Origin of the sequence: Serratia surfactantfaciens, from assembly GCF_001642805.2 — a bacterium.
Lineage (GTDB): Bacteria > Pseudomonadota > Gammaproteobacteria > Enterobacterales > Enterobacteriaceae > Serratia > Serratia surfactantfaciens.
This window is the reverse complement of sequence record NZ_CP016948.1, coordinates 3,269,216-3,290,784: the sequence shown is the minus strand read 5'-3', so window position 1 is coordinate 3,290,784 and position 21,569 is coordinate 3,269,216. Positions and strand designations below refer to the sequence as shown.

General features: G+C 60.6%; 18 protein-coding genes. 13 read left to right on the top strand and 5 right to left on the bottom strand.

The window, feature by feature from the left end; genetic code table 11:
• The first annotated feature begins 8 nt into the window (after nt 1-8).
• The 5 genes from rnc (at nt 9) to acpS (ending at nt 3,515) form a co-directional block, all read left to right on the top strand.
• Entirely contained in the window at nt 9-689 is a 681-nt protein-coding gene (rnc, locus tag ATE40_RS15475; protein WP_004929158.1) for a ribonuclease III, read from the top strand.
• A complete protein-coding gene (era, locus tag ATE40_RS15470; protein WP_004929162.1) occupies nt 686-1,594 on the top strand; it encodes a GTPase Era in 909 nt (302 codons plus the stop codon). Before rnc ends, era begins: the two co-directional genes overlap by 4 nt.
• 6 nt (nt 1,595-1,600) lie before the next feature.
• On the top strand, nt 1,601-2,332 hold the full coding sequence (recO, locus tag ATE40_RS15465; protein ID WP_019452317.1) for a DNA repair protein RecO: 732 nt from the start codon (nt 1,601-1,603) through the stop codon (nt 2,330-2,332).
• Nucleotides 2,333-2,403: 71 nt separating this feature from the next.
• On the top strand, nt 2,404-3,135 hold the full coding sequence (pdxJ, locus tag ATE40_RS15460) for a pyridoxine 5'-phosphate synthase (RefSeq protein WP_063919907.1): 732 nt from the start codon (nt 2,404-2,406) through the stop codon (nt 3,133-3,135).
• On the top strand, nt 3,135-3,515 hold the full coding sequence (acpS, locus tag ATE40_RS15455; RefSeq protein ID WP_019452319.1) for a holo-ACP synthase: 381 nt from the start codon (nt 3,135-3,137) through the stop codon (nt 3,513-3,515). Before pdxJ ends, acpS begins: the two co-directional genes overlap by 1 nt.
• A 46-nt stretch (nt 3,516-3,561) precedes the next feature.
• On the opposite strand, the gene ATE40_RS15450 is transcribed toward acpS, so the two are convergent.
• The 3 genes from ATE40_RS15450 to ATE40_RS15440 all read right to left on the bottom strand — a co-directional run bounded on the left by ATE40_RS15450 (nt 3,562) and on the right by ATE40_RS15440 (nt 6,450).
• On the bottom strand, nt 3,562-3,822 hold the full coding sequence (locus ATE40_RS15450) for a YfhL family 4Fe-4S dicluster ferredoxin (protein ID WP_063919906.1): 261 nt from the start codon (nt 3,820-3,822) through the stop codon (nt 3,562-3,564).
• 91 nt (nt 3,823-3,913) lie between these two features.
• Nucleotides 3,914-5,458, bottom strand: coding sequence for a phosphoethanolamine transferase (locus ATE40_RS24290; protein ID WP_218186328.1), 1,545 nt, complete (start codon nt 5,456-5,458; stop codon nt 3,914-3,916).
• A 143-nt stretch (nt 5,459-5,601) separates the two neighbouring features.
• Complete coding sequence (locus ATE40_RS15440; RefSeq protein WP_063919905.1) at nt 5,602-6,450, bottom strand: MurR/RpiR family transcriptional regulator; 849 nt, start codon at nt 6,448-6,450, stop codon at nt 5,602-5,604.
• 167 nt (nt 6,451-6,617) lie between these two features.
• Between ATE40_RS15440 and murQ the strand changes: the two genes are divergently transcribed.
• Genes murQ through yfhb form a run of 3 tightly spaced genes read left to right on the top strand, consistent with a single transcriptional unit; the run spans nt 6,618 to nt 9,557 of the window.
• The gene (gene murQ, locus ATE40_RS15435) at nt 6,618-7,511 is read left to right on the top strand and encodes an N-acetylmuramic acid 6-phosphate etherase (RefSeq protein ID WP_063919904.1); all 894 of its coding nucleotides are present in this window, start codon (nt 6,618-6,620) and stop codon (nt 7,509-7,511) included.
• Nucleotides 7,512-7,529: 18 nt separating this feature from the next.
• Nucleotides 7,530-8,897 (top strand): PTS transporter subunit EIIC, encoded by a 1,368-nt coding sequence (locus tag ATE40_RS15430; RefSeq protein ID WP_063919903.1) that lies wholly within the window; start codon nt 7,530-7,532, stop codon nt 8,895-8,897.
• Between the two features lie 3 nt (nt 8,898-8,900).
• Nucleotides 8,901-9,557 (top strand): phosphatidylglycerophosphatase C, encoded by a 657-nt coding sequence (yfhb, locus tag ATE40_RS15425; protein ID WP_019452324.1) that lies wholly within the window; start codon nt 8,901-8,903, stop codon nt 9,555-9,557.
• 48 nt (nt 9,558-9,605) lie between these two features.
• On the opposite strand, the gene ATE40_RS15420 is transcribed toward yfhb, so the two are convergent.
• Nucleotides 9,606-10,658, bottom strand: a complete 1,053-nt coding sequence (locus tag ATE40_RS15420; protein ID WP_063919902.1) for a DUF2157 domain-containing protein — start codon at nt 10,656-10,658, stop codon at nt 9,606-9,608.
• A gap of 117 nt (nt 10,659-10,775) precedes the next feature.
• On the opposite strand from ATE40_RS15420, the gene tadA reads away from it, so the two are divergent.
• Nucleotides 10,776-11,282 carry a tRNA adenosine(34) deaminase TadA gene (gene tadA / locus ATE40_RS15415; protein WP_019452326.1) on the top strand — a complete coding sequence of 169 codons (507 nt, stop codon included), beginning with the start codon at nt 10,776-10,778 and terminating at the stop codon, nt 11,280-11,282.
• Here the strand turns inward: tadA and mltF are convergent, their stop codons facing one another.
• Nucleotides 11,283-12,743, bottom strand: coding sequence for a membrane-bound lytic murein transglycosylase MltF (mltF, locus tag ATE40_RS15410; protein WP_019452327.1), 1,461 nt, complete (start codon nt 12,741-12,743; stop codon nt 11,283-11,285). It lies immediately after the preceding gene.
• A gap of 277 nt (nt 12,744-13,020) precedes the next feature.
• Between mltF and purL the strand changes: the two genes are divergently transcribed.
• The 4 genes from purL to glrR all read left to right on the top strand — a co-directional run bounded on the left by purL (nt 13,021) and on the right by glrR (nt 21,445).
• Entirely contained in the window at nt 13,021-16,911 is a 3,891-nt protein-coding gene (gene purL, locus ATE40_RS15405) for a phosphoribosylformylglycinamidine synthase (RefSeq protein WP_063919975.1), read from the top strand.
• A gap of 887 nt (nt 16,912-17,798) precedes the next feature.
• Nucleotides 17,799-19,235, top strand: a complete 1,437-nt coding sequence (locus ATE40_RS15400) for a sensor histidine kinase (RefSeq protein WP_019452329.1) — start codon at nt 17,799-17,801, stop codon at nt 19,233-19,235.
• 3 nt (nt 19,236-19,238) lie between these two features.
• The gene (gene qseG / locus ATE40_RS15395) at nt 19,239-20,111 is read left to right on the top strand and encodes a two-component system QseEF-associated lipoprotein QseG (protein WP_063919901.1); all 873 of its coding nucleotides are present in this window, start codon (nt 19,239-19,241) and stop codon (nt 20,109-20,111) included.
• Entirely contained in the window at nt 20,108-21,445 is a 1,338-nt protein-coding gene (gene glrR, locus ATE40_RS15390) for a two-component system response regulator GlrR (protein WP_019452331.1), read from the top strand. Before qseG ends, glrR begins: the two co-directional genes overlap by 4 nt.
• The last annotated feature ends 124 nt before the right edge of the window (nt 21,446-21,569 follow it).

Genomic DNA, 21,569 nt, shown 5'->3' with positions numbered 1-21,569 from the left:
GGTAACTCATGAATCCCATCGTAATAAACAGGCTGCAGCGGAAGCTGGGCTACACTTTTCAACAGCAGGAGCTTTTACTGCAGGCTTTGACTCACCGCAGCGCCAGCAGTAAACACAATGAACGTCTTGAGTTTCTGGGTGACTCGATTCTGAGCTTTGTCATCGCCAATGCGCTCTATCACCGCTTTCCTCGCGTAGACGAGGGCGATATGAGCCGCATGCGCGCCACGCTGGTGCGCGGCAACACGCTGGCGGAGATGGCGCGCGAGTTTGACCTGGGTGAATGTCTGCGGCTTGGGCCGGGCGAATTGAAAAGTGGTGGGTTCCGCCGCGAGTCAATCCTGGCGGATACGGTGGAGGCATTGATCGGCGGCGTGTTCCTGGACAGCGACATTCAGACCGTTGAACGACTGATTTTGGACTGGTATCGCAGCCGATTGGACGAAATCAGCCCCGGTGATAAGCAGAAAGACCCGAAAACCCGTTTGCAGGAGTTTTTGCAGGGGCGTCATCTGCCGTTGCCTTCTTATTTGGTGGTGCAGGTTCGCGGTGAAGCGCACGACCAAGAGTTTACCATCCACTGCCAGGTGAGTGGTTTGAGCGAGCCCGTAGTGGGCACCGGCTCGAGCCGCCGTAAAGCCGAGCAGGCGGCAGCGGAACAAGCGCTGAAAAAGCTGGAGCTTGAATGAGCGAAGTAAAACAACACTGCGGTTTCATCGCCATCGTCGGCCGCCCGAACGTGGGCAAATCGACGTTGCTGAACCAACTGCTGGGGCAGAAGGTTTCCATTACGTCGCGTAAGCCGCAGACGACCCGTCACCGCATCATGGGCATCGACACCGATGGCGCCTATCAGGCGATCTACGTCGATACCCCTGGGCTGCACATCGAAGAAAAACGCGCCATCAACCGTTTGATGAACCGCGCGGCCAGCAGCTCGATCGGCGACGTCGAACTGGTGATCTTCGTGGTCGAAGGCACCAACTGGACCGCCGACGACGAAATGGTGGTCAACAAGCTGCGCAGCCTGCGCTGCCCGGTATTGCTGGCGATCAACAAGGTTGATAACGTCACCGACAAATCCAAGCTGTTGCCGCACATCGCGTTCCTCAGCCAGCAGATGAATTTCCTCGACGTGGTGCCTATCTCCGCCGAGAAAGGGATGAACGTCGACACCATCGCCGGTATCGTGCGCAAACTGCTGCCGGAAGCGGAACACCACTTCCCGGAAGATTACATCACCGATCGCTCCCAGCGCTTTATGGCGTCTGAGATCATCCGCGAGAAGCTGATGCGTTTCCTGGGTGAAGAGCTACCGTATTCGGTGACGGTGGAAATCGAACAGTTTGTGGCCAACGATCGCGGTGGTTACGATGTGCACGGCCTGATCCTGGTCGAGCGCGAAGGCCAGAAGAAAATGGTCATCGGCAACAAGGGCGCCAAGATCAAAACCATCGGTATCGAAGCGCGCCAGGACATGGAACAGATGTTCGACGCCAAAGTGCATCTGGAGCTGTGGGTGAAAGTGAAATCCGGTTGGGCGGACGACGAACGTGCGCTGCGCAGCCTGGGCTACGTTGACGATCTGAAGTAACGATCCGTGGACGGCTGGGAGCGCGCTTTCGTCCTGCATGGGCGGCCGTACAGTGAAACCAGTCTGATGCTGGATCTGTTTACCGAAGGTCATGGGCGGGTGCGCTTGCTGGCGAAAGGCGCGCGCAGCCGCCGCTCCAATCTGAAGGGCTGTCTGCAGCCCTTTACCCCTCTGTTAGTGCGCTGGGGCGGCCGCGGCGAAGTGAAAACGCTGCGCAACGCCGAAGCGGTCTCTCTCGGTTTACCCCTCAGCGGCATGATGCTCTACAGCGGCCTGTATGTGAACGAACTGCTGGCGCGGGTGCTGGAGCAGGAAGCCAACTACTCGGTGCTGTTCTTCGACTATCTGCAATGCCTGCAGGCGCTGGCGGCGGAAGACAGTTCGCCGGAGCAGGCGCTGCGCCAGTTCGAGCTGGCCTTGTTGCATCACCTCGGCTACGGCCTCGATTTTCTGCACTGCGCCGGCAGCGGCCTGCCGGTGGATGACGCCATGACCTACCGTTACCGCGAAGAGAAAGGCTTTATCGCCAGCCTGGTGGTGGATCATTACAGCTTCACCGGCCGCGAACTGCGTGCGCTGGCGGAGCGTCAGTTTCCCGATGCCGACACGCTGCGCGCCGCCAAGCGTTTCACCCGCATGGCGCTGAAACCCTACCTCGGCGGCAAGCCGTTGAAGAGCCGCGAACTGTTCCGCCAGTTCGTGCGCAAACAGCCGAATACGCCGGTCGACGACGCCTGACCTTTTCCCCTTTTGCCGTCCTGCGCCCGCGTGTACACTGCTGGCACTGAAAATCGTATTTAGAGGTTGTCATGGCTGATTTGCTGCTGGGCGTCAATATCGATCACATCGCCACGTTACGTAACGCGCGCGGAACCCAATACCCGGATCCGGTTCAGGCGGCATTTATTGCCGAACAGGCGGGGGCCGACGGCATTACCGTGCATCTGCGCGAAGACCGCCGTCACATCACTGACCGCGACGTGCGCCTGTTGCGCCAGACCATCCAGACGCGCATGAATCTGGAGATGGCGGTGACCGACGAGATGCTGGACATCGCCGTTGAGCTGAAGCCGCATTTCTGCTGCCTGGTGCCGGAAAAACGCGAAGAAGTGACCACCGAAGGCGGCCTGGACGTCGCTGGCCAGCTGGACAAAATGAGCGTGGCGGTCGAGCGCCTGGCGCAGGCGGGCATTCTGGTTTCGCTGTTCATCGATCCCGCTCATCGCCAGATTGACGCGGCGGTGGCGGTGGGCGCTCCTTATATCGAAATTCACACCGGCGCCTACGCCGAAGCGCAGGGCGAGCTGGCGGTACAGGCCGAGCTGCACCGCATCGCGGTGGCTGCCGCCTACGCGGCCGAGAAGGGACTGAAGGTCAATGCCGGCCACGGTCTGACTTACCACAACGTGCAGCCGATCGCCGCGCTGCCGGAAATGCACGAGCTGAATATCGGCCATGCGATTATCGGCCAGGCGGTCATGTGCGGGCTGCCGGCCGCGGTTGCCGATATGAAAGTGCTGATGCGGGAAGCGCGCCGGTAATGGCGGTGCTCGGGCTGGGTACCGACATCGTTGAGATGGCGCGTATCGAAGCGGTAGTGGAGCGCAGCGGCGACCGTCTGGCGCGCCGGGTGCTGAGCGATGCCGAGTGGGCGCTGTATCAGCAGCACCAGCAGCCGATCCGCTTTTTGGCCAAGCGTTTCGCCGTGAAAGAGGCCGCTGCCAAGGCGTTCGGCACCGGCATCCGCAACGGCCTGGCGTTCAACCAGTTCGAAGTGTTCAACGATGCGTTGGGCAAGCCGAATATTCGTTTGCACGGCCGCGCCGCCGAGCTGGCGGGGGAGATGGGGGTCGCCGCGATCCACGTTTCGCTGGCCGACGAACGGCGCTATGCCTGCGCGACGGTGATCGTCGAAAGCTGAAAAGAGAAAGGGCGCCCTGTGGCGCCCTTGTCAGTTCTGCGGCGGGCTAAAGGCGATCGGCGTGGTGCAACACCACGAATTTGTCCCACAGCTGCTCGTTGGTCTCGCGATGCAGCGGATCGGTAATGATGGTGTTGTCGATCGGGCAGACCTGCTGGCAGGTCGGCGTATCGTAATGGCCAACGCACTCGGTGCAGCGATCGGTATCGATCTGGTAGATGTCATCACCCATCGAAATCGCCTGGTTCGGGCATTCCGGCTCGCACATGTCGCAGTTGATGCATTTCTTGGTAATCAGCAGTGCCATCTTCAGTTATTTTTCCATCGGTGTGCTCGGGCTGGCGCGCAATCTATCATAGAATCACCGCACAACGGGCGTTTTTTCGTCATCTTACCGCTTAGGGTAACTCAGGCGGGTCGTCAGCCAACTGATCGAAATCAACCATTCTCTGCCCGTCAAACACCCAGCGCTTGCCTGCATCCACCATATGCATGGTGGGCATCACTTCCGGATAGGCGATTCGTATTCCCGCTTCTTGAACAAACAGCCCGATAAAATCGAAAGCGCTCAAGGGGGCATCAATAACCTGATGTTGCCGATCACGATCGGTCAGCACCAGTAACGGCACCTGGTAATTCTGCCGGGTATCGCCGCTGTGGCGCAAAGAACGCCCGCCGCCGATATCCTTATGGGAAAGGCCGTGATCGGAGAAATAGAACAGTTTAAACGGCGCACCGTTCTGTTTCAGACTTTGATAAACCTGTTCGATGAAACGGTCGGTCTTGCGATAGGTGGAGAGGTAGCAGGCCAGTTCCTGATTCGGCGACTCGATGCTTGGTGGTTCATCATTAAGCCGCTCGCAAAAGTCGGCGTGTGAGCCCATCAGATGCAGCACATACAGGTTGCCTTGCCCCTGGCGCCGCAATAATTGGTCAAATATCGACAGCAGCGCATCATCATTGGTGTTGCGCGATTGGTAGTCGCCTTTCTTCAGGAAATAATGGCTATCGCTGAACATCGCGATTTTTGACACCGGCGTATCGAATTGTCCGAACATGCCCTGATTGGACAGCCAATGGGTGTTGAGGCCGGCGGCTTTTGCCAGGGTGATGATATTATCTCCGATGGCAATGTTGTGGCCGTTGCTTAAAGCCAGCGTGCGAGGGAGCGATTCGAAGGTATTTGGCGCGGTGGAAATATAATTGCTGTAAAACCGTCCTTTGGCATTATCCAGAAACGGCGTAGTGGATACCGGATAATCAAATAAGGACATATGATCCCTGCGCATACTTTCGCCGACGATAATGACATAGTTTTCGTCCGTTGCCGCGCCTGCGGTTACTGACCAGGTATTCGGCGCTGAAGCACCGGCACTTAATTCATCAACCTGCTGTTGGTATTGATGGTAAGCCGAGTAAATGGATAAAAAGAAGTCAGGCAGTTTAAGGTTCGCCACGCCGCCATTGAAGGCTCTGGCGATAATGATAATCGCCAGCAGGGCTAGCAAGGGAAGTATTGTTTGTTTTGAAATGGCTTGCCGCCAAATAAATAGGCCGAGAATGGCCAGCATAACCAGAATGGCGGCAGGCAGCAGATAACAACGGGCAGGCAGGGTCTGCAAGAACTCCGTCGCTTCTATCAGGTTGGTTTGCAACAGGGCTGACATCACGGTAGCGGAAGGGGTGCCGTAAATAGCCCCGACCGGCGCATACAGCGCACACAGCAGAATAAACGGAATAATCAGGCCGTATCGAGTAATCGAATGAATAGATAATAATAGTAAAATAAGTGCAATAAAAAGAATATCAATGCCTTTTCCACCGCTGTATCCCATGGCTTTGATTAATATCAATGCCGTAACGATATAAAACAAACTGGCACGAAGAAGAGGATGAGCGACGGAATGCCGTAACTTATCTAAAATTACTGAGTGTGTATTCATAATGATATCGCCAAATAATGCTGTCCATGCAAGCTCAACTATCGTTCGATAATTGATTAAATAACCGCCCGCACATTATTTTTCGAATGCAGAGAAGGGAAATAATTGAACTGGCGGCTTTTTATCGGCCGCCATTATACGCCTCAAACCAATTTTTTCATTAATTGTTCGCTGTGCCTGATACGGTCACGCGCATGATCAAGATCGTGCTGGATCAGCGCCATAAACAGCAGATCGGTCAGAGCGAACTGGGCGGTGCTGGAAGAGATGGCCGCGCTGCGGGTATGGGGCTCTTCGGCGATGGTATACAGGCAGTGATCGGCTCGCTGCTGCAGGCCATTGGGTGAGAAGCTTGTCAGCGCCAGCACCCTGGCGCCGGCCTGGCGCGCCTCTTCCGCCGCCAGATTGATTTCACGCCGTTCGCCGCTGAATGAGATCGCCACCAGCAGATCGCGTTTATCCAGCGCCTGCACCGCCGCTAGCTGGACGTGCATATCCGCTTCGGCTACCGCCATTACGCCGATTTTCAGCAGCTTGAAGGAAAAATCCTTGGCTACCAGCCCGGAAGCGCCGATGCCGATTAGCATCACCCGGCGCGCCTGGCGCAGCATGTCCAATGCCTGATGCAGCCGCTCTTCGCTGTTGATGTCGAGCGTCGCGCGCAGCGCCGCCTGCTTTTCCGCCAGCAGCTTTTCACCGACGATTTTCAGCGTATCGCTGCTGAGGATGTGGTTGTGAACGGTCACCACCGGTTCGGCCTGTGGTTGGGCCAGCGTTTCGCTCAGCGCCAGCTTCAGCGCCGGAAAGCCTTTATAGCCCAGCTTTTGGGCGAACTTCACCACGCTCGATTGGCTGATGCCGGCCAGCTGGGCCAGCTTTTGCGAGCTGAGATGGCGCGCCTGCTCGGCGTTATTCAGCAGAAAGTCCGCCAGCTTGCGGTCGTTTTGCGCCAGTGTCGGATACATCTGGCGAATGCGCAGAAGGGTACTCATTGTTCTTTCCCTGGAAACCAGCGGCCATTTTGCCATGCAGAGGGCGAAAACGCGCGGTGAAAATTTTTGTGAGCTCACCGTTAAAATAGCAAATAGCGCTCGCTTTGTTGAATAAAATATTCAAATATTGATTTAATTTTGTGAATTAAAAATTCAAAGGTGAACAGATGAATTTAGGCGCACTGGTATCGGAAACCCGCAACCCGGCCACCATGGGGCTGGATGAGATGTCGACGCTGGACATGGTCCGCTGTTTTAACCAGGAGGATCGCAAGGTGCCGGAAGCGATCGAAAAGGTGCTGCCGGCGATCGCGCAGGCGGTTGACCTGGCGGCGGCGGCGCTAAAGGCTGGCGGACGGCTGATTTATTTGGGCGCCGGCACCAGCGGCCGGCTGGGCGTGCTGGATGCTTCCGAATGCCCGCCGACTTTCGGCGTGCCGCACGGTGTGGTGGTGGGGCTGATCGCCGGCGGACCGGGCGCGCTGCTCAAAGCGGTGGAAGGGGCGGAAGACGATGAAGCCCTGGGGGAAACCGATCTCAGAGCGCTGAATCTGACCGCCGTCGATATGGTGGTGGGGCTGGCGGCCTCCGGGCGCACGCCTTATGTGATCGGCGCACTGCGCTATGCCCGCGGGCTGGGCTGCCCGACGGCGGCCATCTCCTGCAACCCGGACTCGCCTATCGCGCATGAAGCGCAGGTGGCGATCTCGCCGGTGGTGGGGCCGGAGGCCCTGACCGGCTCGACTCGCCTGAAATCCGGCACCGCGCAGAAACTGGTGCTCAACATGCTGTCGACCGGCGCGATGGTCAAGCTGGGTAAGGTCTATCAGAACCTGATGGTGGACGTGAAGGCCACCAACGTCAAACTGGTGGATCGCGCTTGCCGCATCGTGGTGGAAGCCACCGGCGCCGGACGCGCTCAGGCGGAGGCGGCGCTGACGCAGACCGGCTTTGAGGTCAAACCGGCGATCCTGATGATTCTGGCCGGTGTCAGCGCTGAAGAGGCGCAGCAGCGGCTGCAGCAGCACGACGGTTATCTGCGCGCGGCGTTGGCGCGTTAATTCACGGTGGGGGCGGCGATGGACAAGACAACGGCATTGGCGACACAGATCCTGGCGGGCGTGGGGGGCGAGGGTAATATCCTCAAACTGGAAAACTGCATGACGCGGGTGCGCGTCGAGGTCAGCGATGAGCAGCGCCTGGATCTGGCCACCCTCAGGCAGCTGCCGGGCGTGAAGGGCTATATCAAGCAGGGTGAACAGCATCAGTTTATCGTCGGCCCGGGCGCCGCCGCCAAGGTGGTGGACGCCATGCGCGGGCTGTTGAGCGGTGATGCGCAGCCCGTTGCCGCCGTCGGCGATGCCGCTCGTACAAAAGCGCAGGCCAAGCAAAAGTACGCGGCGCCGATGAGCGGTGCGCTGAAAAAGCTGGCCGATGTTTTTATTCCGCTGATCCCGGCGTTTATCGCCTCGGGGCTGATCACCGGCATCATCAACCTGCTGAAACGGCCCGACATCGCCGGCCAGCTGGCGGTGGACTATCCGAACGTGCTGGGGCTGCTGGCTATCTTCGGCAGCGCGGTGTTCGCCATCATGAACATTCTGGTCGGGGTTAACGCTGCGCGGGTGTTTGGCGGCTCGCAGGCGATGGGCGGCGTGATGGCCGGCATTCTTTCCAGTCCGGCGCTGGCGCAGATCACCTTGTTTGGCGAGGCGCTGCAGCCGGGGCGCGGCGGGGTGATCGCCGTATTGTTGGTGGTGGCGTTGATGTGCTGGGTAGAGAAGCGCCTGCGCACGCTGTTGCCGGAGTCGGTCGAACTGATCCTTAACCCATTGCTGACCACGCTGGTCACCGCCTCGTTGGCGATCCTGATTCTGCAGCCGATCGGCGGCATTATCTCCGACGCCATCGCCCACGGCGCCAATCTGGCGATCGACAAGGGCGGGCTGCTGGTGGGAGCGTTGCTCTCGGGGCTGTTCCTGCCGCTGGTGCTCTCCGGCCTGCATCAGGGGCTGGTGCCGATCCATGTCGAGCTGGTGCAGGCGCACGGTTCCAACCCGCTGCTGCCGATCCTGGCGATGGCCGGCGTTGGCCAGGTGGGGGCGGCGCTGGCGGTGCTGTTGAAAACCCGTAACGCGCGGCTGAAGAAGGTGATCAAAGGGGCGTTGCCGGTCGGCATTCTCGGCATCGGCGAGCCGCTGATCTTTGGGGTGACGCTGCCGCTGGGCCGGCCGTTTATCGGCGCCTGCCTCGGCGGCGCGGTCGGCGGCGCGCTGATCAGCTACTGGAAGGTGGCGACGGTCATCACCTTCGGCATTTCGGGGCTGCCTTTGGCGTTGACCATCGTCTCAGGTAAGGTGATGTTGTATCTGGCGGGGATGCTGATTACGATTATCGCTGGTTTTCTCTTCACCTGGATGATGGGGTTCGACGATCCCGAGGAGTAGCGTTTGAGCGACAAGCAGCAACAACCGGCCGCAGAAGGGCGCCGCGTGGTGTTTTTCGATCTGGACGGCACCCTGCATCAGGAGGATATGTTCGGCAGTTTCTTGCGCTTCCTGCTACGCCGCCTACCGCTGAACCTGCTGCTGGTGGTGCCGCTGCTGCTGCCGATCGGTCTGGCGCTGTTGCTGCTGGGGCGCGCTGCGCGCTGGCCGATGAGCCTGCTGCTGTGGGCGATCACTTTCGGGCGTTCCGAAGCGACGCTGAAGGCGCTGGAGCGGCAGTTTATCGAGGCCTTTCGCCAGAAGGTCACCGCGTTTCCGGTGGTGCAAATGCGGCTGCGGCAGTATCTGGAGGAGCACGATGCCGAAGTGTGGCTGATTACCGGCTCGCCGGAACGGCTGGTGGAGCAGGTGTATCGCGATTCGGCGTTTCTGCCGCGGGTGCGGTTGATCGGCAGCCGCATCACGCGCCGCTGCGGCGGTTGGGTCTTGACCCTGCGTTGCCTGGGGGAGCAGAAAGTGGTGCAGCTGGAGCAGCGGCTCGGTGCGCCGCTGAAGCTGTACAGTGGTTACAGCGACAGTAAGCAGGACAATCCGCTGCTGTTCTTTTGTGAGCACCGCTGGCGGGTAAGCAAACAGGGTGAGCTGCAGCAGCTGGAATAAACCAAGGGCGGAGGATTCCGCCCTTTGTTGTTGTTATCGGTACTGCGATCAGTCATCGCTCACGTCGTGTGGCTTGCGCCCCAGCTGCCAAATCTTCTCCGCATAATATCCCAACGCCCACAGGCTCAGCCCGAGCAGCGCGAAGAAAATCGTCTTCGGCATGCTGTCCCAGAAAAATTCGAACAGGCGGGTATACAGGTTAATGCCGAGGAAGGTCAGCCCGAAACCGCGCAGCATGGCGTCGTCATGTTTCAACCCCAGCCAGATGGCGGCGAGGGAGGCCAGCCCGAACAGCAGGCTCCAGTGGAACAGCTCGATCTGGCGTGCGCTGTACCAGCTGTCGAGATCGCCGTAGTTGCCGAAGATAGACAGCAGCCACAGGGCGATGAACAGGTACAGCAGCCCCATCGCCAGCGACACTCGCTGCAGACCGCGCTGCGCCAACAGCGGCCGCAGCAGCAGCGCGGTGGCGATCAGCACCGCGCCAAAGGCGATAAAGCGAATCGGGTAGCTCATGCCGAGCCAGTAGGCGCCCCAGCCGGACAGGTAGCCGGTCTCGGCGCCGAAGGCGTTGCCGAGCGACAGCAGGGCGAACCACCACACCAGTCCGGAGCGGCTGAACCAGCCGATCGCGCCGTACAGCAGCGCGGCGAACAGCAGTAGCACGGAAACCCGCCCGCTGCCGTTATCCAGCCAGACCCCCAGTTGCCATAAGGCGCAGGCGGTGAGCAACACCGCGACAAACAGCGCCGCCTCGTTGCCGTAGCGTTTCTCCGGATGCCGCCGGCGGCGACGCAGCGCCCAGACGTAGGCCAGCGCCGCCAGTACGCCGGCGATCGCCATGCGTACCGGCGCGTCGAAGCGGAACAGCTCGCTGAGCCATGCCAGCAGTTCGCTGTCGGCGAACAGGCTGGTGACGGCGATCAGCAGCGAGGCCAGCGCGGCCAGAAACGCATAGCGCGCCAGCCGGCGCCAGTCGAAAGGTTGCACATCCATATGCTGCAGCAGTTGCTGTTGTTGCTCGGGCGTTAAGGCGCCTTCGCCGACCCAGCCGTCCAGCGCCTTGCGCACCACGACGGCGTTCTTTTTACTGAGTTTCATGTTTCTTGTCCCTGAATCACCTGCTGATTCGGCCAGTATAGCCATTGTCGCGCGGTTACGACAAAGTGGGGCTAGTGTGTATAATGCCCGCCGCAAAAGCGCACGAGGAATTATGCGATGACTGAATATAACGATGAATACTGGATGCGTCAGGCATTGCGGTTGGCCCTGCGCGCGCAGGAAGAGGGCGAGGTGCCGGTGGGTGCGCTGCTGGTGCTGGACAATCAGGTCATCGGCGAGGGCTGGAACCGGCCGATAGGCCGCCACGATCCTACCGCACACGCCGAGATCATGGCGCTGCGCCAGGGCGGCGCGGTGCTGCAAAATTATCGCCTGCTGAACGCCACGCTGTACGTCACGCTGGAGCCCTGTGTGATGTGCGCCGGCGCGATGGTGCACAGCCGCATCCGTCGGCTGGTGTATGGCGCCGCCGACGAGAAAACCGGCGCTGCTGGTTCGCTGGTGGACATTCTGCGCCATCCGGGCATGAACCATCAGGTGGAGATCGTCTCGGGCGTGCTGGCGGACGAATGCGCCGCCACCCTGAGCAATTTCTTCCGCCTGCGCCGCGAACAGAAAAAAGCGCTCAGGCTGGCGCAACGGGCGGCGGATAAACCGGAATAATCAGTAGTTGAGCGCCAGTTCCGGCATCACCGTCGGATAGCCTTTCCCCAACGCCTCCTGCTCGGCGGCCGCCTGCGCCGCCTTTCTCTCTTTTTCCTGCAGATAGCCCACCAGGCTGACCTGGTAGCGGCGGATGTTTTCTACATAGTTGTAGGCTTCACGCCCGCGCGCATAGCCATAGGTCAGCTGCGGATAGTAGCGCTTTTGGCTGAGCATCGGCAGGCGCTGCTTGACGTCGACCCAGCTGTCCGGGTTGCCTTTTTGCGTCTTGGTCAGCTTGCGCGCGTCCAGCATATGGCCCCAACCCATGTTGTAGGCCGCCAGCGAGAACCAGATGCGTTCGTCTTCCGGCACGCTGTCCGGCACCTTGGCCATCAGCCGCTGCAGGTAAAGGGCGCCGCCCTGAATGCTCTCTTCCGGATCGAGGCGGTCATTGACCCCCAGGCCGTCGGCGGTGGCGCGGGTCAGCATCATCAGGCCGCGCACGCCGGTGGGAGAGGTGGCCTGCGGATTCCAGTGCGATTCCTGATAGGCGATGGCCGCCAGCAGCTTCCAGTCGATCTCGTTGGCGTGCTTCTCGAACAGCGGGCGGAAGTTGGGCAGCACCGAGTCGATGGCCGACAGGAAGGTTTTGGTGTCCACATAGTCGAAGCTGCCGACGTGGCCGAGGTATTTCTCTTCCAGCCGCGCCAGGGTGCCGTCGTCCACCATCTGACTGTAGAAATCCAGCATCGCCGCGTACAGGCTGTCGTCGCCGTCACGTTTGAGGTACCAGGTGACCGGTTCTTCGTCGGTGACGTCGAATGCCACCGCCAGCTGCGGATGGATGCGCTGCAGCAGCGCGATGGTCACCGAATCGCCGAGGGTGTAATCCAGCTTGCCGTCGGCAACCCGTTCCAGCAGCTCTTTGGAGGTGAGATCGCTGGAGGACTCCCAGGCGAGGTCCGGGTATTTATCCTGCTTGAGCTGCTTTAACGTGCTGACGTGCGCGGAACCGGAGGCGACCGCCAGCTTGCCTTTAATGTCGGCGAAGCTTTTCGGCCGCGCGGTGCCCAGCCGGTACACCAGCTGTTGGGAAACGGAATAGTAGGCCGGGCCGGTGCGCGCGCGGCTGAGGCGCTCCTGGTTGTAGATCAGGCCCGCCGCCAGCAGGTCGGCGTCATCGTCGTCCAGATCGTCGAACAGGTCATTGATGTTCTGATGGGGGATCACCACCAGCTTCACCCCGAGGTAGTTGGCGAAGCGCTTGGCCAGTTCGTAGTCGAGCCCACCCGGCCCTTGCTTGGTGTTGAAATAGGTCAGCGGTGAATTCAGCGTGCTGATACGCAACTCGCCGCGGGAAATGATCTCCTGGAGTTGCCCGCCCTGGCCGCTGCGCCAGGTGATGTTGGGCCACAGCGCGAGAGCCAGAAGCAGGGTGACAACGCCGATGAGGATGTAGTTTATTTTAAGACGTTTCAAATAGTTATCCAGTGGTGGCACAGGTACACCGGCGACGGCAACCACGACTTTTCTCATGGTTAAATCACCAGTGCGGGGGCATTTTGCGCAACAAAACGCCAGTGTGCAACTTTATTGACACGTTATGACAATTCGACGGTGCGGCACGCTTTTATCAATAATCCCTACGCAAACGGTTTCGTCGGCGCGGAGGATTCTCTATAATGACGCGCGTTTTCCCCTGTTGCGCCCAATGAAGCGTCTTATCCGTCGCTTCGAAGACGAGAGAACTTTGATTATGGAAATTCTGCGTGGTTCGCCCGCTTTATCGGCTTTTCGCATTACCAAACTGCTGTCCCGCTGTCAGGACGCCCGCCTGCCCGTCAGTGATATCTACGCCGAGTACGTCCACTTTGCCGATGTCAGCGCACCGTTAAGTGCCGAAGAACACGCCAAACTTCAGCGTCTGCTCAAGTACGGTCCTTCTCTCGCCGAACACGCCCCTGAAGGCCGGCTGCTGCTGGTTACGCCGCGTCCGGGCACCATTTCACCCTGGTCTTCCAAAGCCACCGACATCGCCCACAACTGCGGTCTGCAACAGGTGCTGCGGCTGGAGCGCGGTCTGGCGTTCTACGTCAAGGCGCCTGAACTGACGGAAGCCCAGTGGCGGCAGCTCGCTGCGTTGCTGCACGATCGCATGATGGAAACCGTCTTCAGCGAGCTGCAACAGGCCGAACAGCTGTTCGCGCACCATCAGCCGGCGCCGTATCAGTCGGTCGACGTGCTGGGCGCAGGGCGCGCCGCGCTGGAGCAGGCCAACGTCCGGCTCGGCCTGGCGCTGGCGCAGGATGAGATCGACTACCTGCTGAATGCCTTTACCGGTTTGGGGCGCAACCCGACGGATATCGAACTTTATATGTTCGCGCAGGCCAACTCCGAGCACTGCCGCCACAAGATTTTCAACGCCGACTGGATCATCGACGGCGAACAGCAGCCCAAGTCGCTGTTCAAAATGATCAAGAATACCTACGAGCAGACGCCGGACTACGTGCTGTCGGCGTATAAAGACAACGCCGCCGTGATGGAAGGCTCGCAGGTCGGCCGCTTCTTCGCCGCGCCGGAGAACGGCACGTACGATTATCATCAGGAAGAAGCGCACATCCTGATGAAAGTGGAAACCCACAACCACCCGACGGCGATCTCGCCGTGGCCGGGCGCCGCGACCGGATCCGGCGGCGAGATCCGCGACGAGGGCGCTACCGGCCGGGGCGCCAAGCCGAAGGCCGGTCTGGTGGGCTTCTCGGTGTCCAACCTGCGCATTCCCGGCTTTGAACAGCCGTGGGAGCAAGATTTCGGCAAGCCGGAACGCATCGTCACCGCGCTGGATATCATGACCGAAGGCCCGCTGGGCGGCGCGGCGTTCAACAACGAATTCGGCCGGCCGGCGCTGCTGGGCTACTTCCGTACCTATGAAGAGCGCGTCAACAGCCACAACGGCGTTGAGCTGCGCGGCTACCACAAACCGATCATGCTGGCGGGCGGCATCGGCAACATCCGCGCCGATCACGTGCAGAAAGGGGAAATCACCGTCGGCGCCAAGCTGGTGGTGCTGGGCGGCCCGGCGATGAATATCGGCCTGGGCGGCGGCGCGGCGTCCTCGATGGCGTCCGGCCAGTCCGACGCCGATCTGGATTTCGCTTCGGTGCAGCGCGACAACCCGGAAATGGAACGCCGCTGTCAGGAAGTGATCGACCGCTGCTGGCAGCTGGGCGACCAGAACCCGATCCTGTTCATTCATGACGTCGGCGCCGGCGGCCTGTCCAACGCCATGCCGGAGCTGGTGAGCGACGGCGGCCGCGGCGGCCGTTTCGAACTGCGCGATATTCTCAACGACGAGCCGGGCATGAGTCCGCTGGAAGTGTGGTGCAACGAATCGCAGGAGCGTTACGTGATGGCGATCGCCCCGGCGCAGATGGCGCAGTTCGACGAGATCTGCCGCCGCGAACGCGCGCCTTACGCGGTGATCGGCGAAGCGACCGAAGAGCAGCACCTGACGCTGAACGATAGCCACTTCGACAATCAACCGATCGACATGCCGCTGGACGTGCTGCTCGGCAAGACGCCGAAGATGACCCGCGACGTCACCCGCCTGCAGGCGCGTGGCCAGGCGGTACAGCGCGAAAACATCACCCTGGCCGATGCGGTGAAACGCGTGCTGCATCTGCCGGCCGTTGCGGAGAAGACCTTCCTGATCACCATCGGCGACCGCACCGTCACCGGCATGGTGGCGCGTGATCAGATGGTCGGCCCGTGGCAGATCCCGGTGGCCGACTGCGCGGTCACCACCGCCAGCCTGGACAGCTACTACGGCGAAGCGATGTCGATCGGCGAACGCGCGCCGGTGGCGCTGCTGGACTTCGCCGCCTCCGGTCGCCTGGCGGTCGGGGAAGCGCTGACCAACCTGGCTGCCACCGAGATCGGTAGCCTGAAGCGCGTGAAGCTGTCCGCCAACTGGATGGCCGCCGCCGGCCACCCGGGCGAAGACGCCGGTCTGTACGAAGCGGTGAAAGCGGTGGGCGAAGAGCTGTGCCCGGCGCTGGGCATCACCATTCCGGTGGGCAAAGACTCCATGTCGATGAAAACCCGTTGGCAGGAAGGCAACGAACAGCGTGAAATGACCTCGCCGCTGTCGCTGGTCATCACCGCTTTCGCCCGCGTGGAAGACGTGCGCGGCACCGTGACGCCACAGCTGCGCACCGATAAGGGCGACAACGCGCTGCTGCTGATTGACTTGGGCAACGGCCATAACGCGCTGGGCGCCACCGCGCTGGCGCAGGTTTATCGCCAACTGGGCGACAAACCGGCCGACGTGCGCGACGTCGCGCAGCTGGCGGGCTTCTTCAACGCCATGCAGCAGTTGGTGGCCGATCGCGCGCTGCTGGCTTATCACGACCGCGCCGACGGCGGCCTGCTGGTGACGCTGGCGGAGATGGCCTTCGCCGGCCACTGCGGCGTGGAAGTTAACCTGGACGGCCTCGGCGACGATGCGTTGGCGGTGCTGTTCAACGAAGAACTGGGCGCGGTGATTCAGGTGAGCGCCGAACGTCTTGACGACGTGAAGCAGGCGTTCGCTCAACACGGTTTGACCGACAACGTGCATCACATCGGCAGCGCGCAGGCCGGCGATCGTTTCGTCATTCAGCAACACGGCAAGGCGCTGTACAGCGAAAGCCGCAATACCCTGCGCACCTGGTGGGCGGAAACCACCTGGCAGATGCAGCGCCTGCGCGACAACCCGGCGTGCGCCGATCAGGAACATCAGGCCAAGCAGGATGAACAAGATCCCGGCCTGAGCGTGAAACTGACCTTCGCACCAGAGGAAGACATCGCGGCGCCGTATATCGCCAAGGGCGCTCGCCCGAAAGTGGCGGTGCTGCGCGAGCAGGGGGTGAACTCCCACGTTGAGATGGCGGCGGCGTTCCACCGTGCCGGCTTTGACGCGGTGGACGTGCACATGAGCGATCTGCTGGCGGGGCGCCGCGATCTGCAGGACTTCCACACGCTGGTGGCCTGCGGCGGCTTCTCTTACGGCGACGTACTGGGCGCCGGCGAAGGCTGGGCGAAGTCTATCCTGTTCAACGAGCGGGTGCGCGACGAGTTCGAAGCGTTCTTCCACCGTCCGCAGACGCTGGCGCTGGGCGTATGCAACGGCTGCCAGATGATGTCTAACCTGCGCGAGCTGATCCCGGGCGCCGAACACTGGCCGCGCTTTGTGCGCAACCTGTCGGATCGCTTCGAGGCGCGCTTCAGCCTGGTGGAGGTGGCGGCCAGCCCGTCGCTGTTCCTGCAGGGCATGACCGGTTCTCGTATGCCGATCGCCGTTTCCCACGGTGAAGGGCATGTCGAAGTGCGCGATACGGCGCATCTGGCGGCGCTGGAAAGCCACGGCCTGGTGGCGCTGCGGTTCGTCAACAACGCCGGTCAGGTAACGGAGGCTTACCCGGCCAACCCGAACGGTTCGCCGAACGGCATTACCGCCGTGACCAGCGCCAGCGGGCGCGCTACGGTGATGATGCCGCACCCGGAACGCGTGTTCCGCACGGTCAGCAACTCCTGGCACCCGGAAGAGTGGGGCGAGGACAGCCCGTGGATGCGCATGTTCCGCAATGCCCGTAAGCAGTTGGGCTAAAAACGACCACCACCGTACAGAGGGCGCAAGCAATTGCGCCCTTTTTTATGGCCGCTGTTCACCGCCGGGCGGCAGTGTCTGCATTTTGCGACAAGGGCTATTTTTCCTGTCGCTAAATGGAGACATTTAACTGGTTGATTTTATTAATGCTAATTGGGTTTGGCTTTAGTTGTCTGCGTTTGGCGACAGCGCGGCGTTTTTTTCATCGCCCATCGGTGCCTGATGAGTGAGAATATTTGTCGTTGTTAATTTATTTTAAATTAAAATCAGTATGTTATGATTTTTATTGCAAAGTTGGCATGCAACGTGCATTATTCTCAGCGGTTGCTCATTCAACTTTTTATGACGGCGCCGTAATTAGACGGCAAATCACCTCATAAGCCTCCGAATGATGCCAAAGAAATGGTGCCTATCGTCCAACCAAACCGATAACAGACCGTGCAAGCGGCTTTATCAAGCATCGGGCGACACGTGGAGTGAGGCACCGCCTGTATCCAACTGTGATGAAGGGTTCATCAATCCTGGATACTTACGGATGCTATTCGTCCTGTTCGATGCCAGCCGCTGCGCTACATCACCCTGGGGACGAGACTCAAGGGCATCCACACTTTCCTTGCGGCGGGGCAAACTTCTTGCCCCGGCGTCAATTCTCAACGCTGCGTTTATCCCTGTTTCGTCGCCTATGCCCGCGAACACAGACGTTGTCCAAACAGTATCGCTTTTATTCCCGTTTATCGTATTGCTGCCGCGTGTCGTCGGTGCGCTGCGCTTCTGCGCACGCTTCACCGATCCCGCGGCTTTTTCCTTGCGCGTTCAGGATTCTCCCTTGCCGGGCTTTTCTCTTTCCGGCGAGTCAGTTAGCATCGTGACAGAGCTGAGAGAATGAGATGATTTCGTTGAAAAAATGGCGTTTATTCCCCCGTTCGCTGCGGCAGCTGGTGTTGCTGGCGTTCCTGTTGGTGCTGCTACCGCTGTTGGTGTTGGCTTATCAGGCTTATCAAAGCCTGGATCACCTCAGCGCACAGGCGGCGGACATCAACCGCACCACGCTGGTGGACGCGCGGCGCAGCGAGGCGATGACCAGCGTGGCGCTGGAGATGGAGCGCAGCTATCGTCAGTACTGCGTGCTGGTCGATCCTACGCTGCAGAAGCTGTATCAGAACCAGCGCAAACAGTATTCGCAGATGCTGGACGCCCACGCGCCGATCCTGCCGGACGAACGTTATTACCAAACGCTGCGTCAGTTGCTGACCCAGCTGGCGGCGATCAAATGCCATAACAGCGGGCCGGACCAAGAGGCCTCGGCCCTGCTCGAGTCGTTCTCGCGCTCCAATGCCGAAATGGTGCAGGCCACGCGCGCGGTGGTGTTTTCACGCGGCCAGCAGCTGCAGCAGGCCATCGCCGAGCGCGGTCAGTTCTTCGGCTGGCAGGCGCTGCTGCTGTTCCTGGTCAGCGTGCTGCTGGTGGTGCTGTTCACCCGCATGATCATCGGGCCGGTCAAGGCCGTGGAGCGGATGATCAACCGTCTGGGGGAAGGGCGCGCGCTGGGCAGCACTGCGTCGTTCAAAGGGCCGCGCGAGCTGCGTTCGCTGGCGCAGCGCATCATCTGGCTGAGCGAACGGTTGGCGTGGCTGGAGTCGCAGCGCCACGAGTTCTTGCGCCATATCTCGCACGAGTTGAAAACGCCGCTGGCCAGCATGCGTGAAGGCACCGAACTGCTGGCCGACGAAGTGGCGGGGCCGCTGACCTCCGATCAAAAAGAGGTGGTGGCGATCCTCGACAACAGCAGCCGTCATCTGCAACAGCTGATTGAACAACTGCTGGATTACAACCGCAAACTGGCCGACGGCCCGGCGGAACACGAGAACGTCGAGCTGCGCGACATGGTCGATCTGGTGGTCGCCGCGCACAGTTTGCCGGCACGGGCGAAAATGATCGCCACCGATATCGATCTGAAGGCGGAAATCTGCTGGGCAGAGCCTACGCTATTAATGCGCGTGCTGGATAATCTCTACTCCAATGCGGTGCACTACGGCAAGGAATCCGGTAACATTTGGATCCGCAGCCGTCAGGTTGGACAACGGGTGCAAATCGACGTCGCCAATACCGGCACGCCGATCCCCGAGGCTGAAAGAGCCATGATTTTCGAGCCTTTTTTCCAGGGTAGTCACCAGCGAAAAGGGGCGGTAAAAGGAAGCGGACTGGGGTTGAGCATCGCTCAGGACTGTATCCGTCGCATGCGCGGTGAGCTGCAACTGGCGACGGTCGCCGGTGCAGACGTCTGCTTCCGCATTGAACTGCCGTTAACCGCCGAGAATGAATAAATAATGTACACATGGTCTAAACGCCTTCGTCTTTCACAGACCGAACGTTCACCGCGTGCCACGCACAGAGCGCCGCTCGGCAAACGCCCGATCAGCTGGTTGGGCGCCGTTTTCTTTATGCCGCTGTTGCTGGCGGGCTGTGTCGATCGCGCCGTCAGCGGCGGCCTGAATCCTCAGCAGCAAGAGGCGATCCCGGATACCAAGGTGATCGATTACCGTACTGCGGCCTGCGATACCCTGTGGCAATTGGACGATAAGGACGCGTTGGATAACTCGCTCTACTGGCTGCGCGCGATGGACTGCGCCGATCGCATCGGCTCGACTCAGGCGCGCGCGCTGGCGAAAACGGTGCCTGGCGACAGCTGGTCCGGCGTTTTCAAGCAGAGCATCCTGCTGGGAAGCGCACAGCCGACCTCCGGCGAACGCCGCCAGATAATCGATCGGATCAATAGCTACCGCATGGAATTCCCCGGTTCGCTGCGTCCGCTGACGCAGCTGTGGCGCCAGCAGCAAATGCTGCAGATCACGCTGTTCGATGAAAAAGCGCGCTATCAGCATCTGCAGGAAAGCAGCGACAGCCAGATCGATTCGCTGCGTCAGAACCAGGCGCGCTTGCAAGCGCAGCTGCAGGACACCTCGCGTAAGCTGGAAAACCTGACCGACATCGAGCGCCAGCTCTCGTCACGCAAGCAGCTGCAAGGCGAAATCCCGGAAAATGGTGCAGGCTCGCAAAAGGGCGAGGCCGCCGGTAAAAATGGCGCGGCCGCCAAAGGCGCCGAGTCGCAGGACGAACCGGAAAAGGGCACCGCGCTGCCGGTTGAACCGGAAGACACCTATACGCCGCACCCCGCCAATAAGGAGTCCCACGCGCAATGACCGCACGCAAACCGGCCAACCTGTTATTGGTTGACGACGATCCCAGCCTGCTGAAGCTGTTGGGCATGCGCCTGACCAGCGAAGGTTTTCACGTCACCACCGCCGAAAGCGGCCAGGAAGCGCTGCGCCTGTTGGCGCGCGAGCAGATCGATCTGGTGATCAGCGATCTGCGCATGGACGAGATGGACGGCATGGCGCTGTTCGCCGAGATCCAGAAACATCAGCCGGGCATGCCGGTGATCATTCTCACCGCGCACGGCTCGATTCCCGATGCGGTGGCCGCGACTCAGCAGGGGGTGTTCAGCTTCCTCACCAAGCCGGTGGATCGCGATGCGCTGTACAAGGCTATCGATGAAGCGCTGTCGCTGTCGGCACCGGCCGGTGACGACGCCTGGCGCGAAGACATCGTCACCCGCAGCCCGTTGATGCTGCGCCTGCTGGAGCAGGTGAATATGGTGGCGCAGTCCGACGTCAGCGTACTGATCAACGGTCAGAGCGGCACCGGTAAAGAGGTGTTGGCGCAGGCGATCCACCGCGCCAGCCCGCGCGCCGGTAAGGCATTCATCGCCATCAACTGCGGCGCGTTGCCGGAGCAGCTGCTGGAATCCGAACTGTTTGGCCACGCCAAGGGCGCCTTCACCGGCGCGGTCAGCAGCCGTGAAGGGCTGTTCCAGGCGGCGGCGGGCGGCACGCTGTTCCTCGACGAGATCGGCGATATGCCGCTGTCGCTGCAGGTGAAGCTGCTGCGCGTGCTGCAGGAGCGCAAGGTGCGGCCGCTGGGCAGCAACCGCGATCTGGACATCGACGTGCGCATCATCTCCGCCACCCACCGCGATCTGCAAAAGGCGATGGCGAAGAACGAGTTCCGCGAAGACCTTTACTACCGCCTCAACGTGGTGAACCTGAAGATCCCGGCGCTAAACGAGCGGGCCGAAGACATTCCGCTGCTGGCCAACCACCTGTTGCGCGAAGCGGCTCAGCGGCACAAGCCGTTCGTGCGCAGTTTCTCGACCGACGCCATGAAACGGCTGATGACCGCCAGCTGGCCGGGCAATGTGCGTCAACTGGTCAACGTTATCGAACAGTGCGTGGCGCTGACCTCGGCGCCGGTGATCAGTGAAGCGCTGGTGGAACAGGCGCTGGAAGGGGAAAACACCGCGCTGCCGACCTTTGCCGAAGCGCGCAATCAGTTCGAGTTGCACTATCTGCGCAAGCTGCTGCAGATCACCAAGGGCAACGTGACACAGGCCGCGCGCATGGCGGGCCGCAACCGCACCGAGTTTTACAAATTGCTGTCGCGCCACGAGCTGGACGCCAACGATTTTAAAGAATGACAGTGTTCCGCCGGTGCCTGCCATGCAGGTTCTCAACAAATCCGGCGGAATGATTTACACTCCGTTCTCTTTGCCGCGGCATGTCCCGGCGTAGAGCACCATGGAACGTATTAAGCGGGATCGT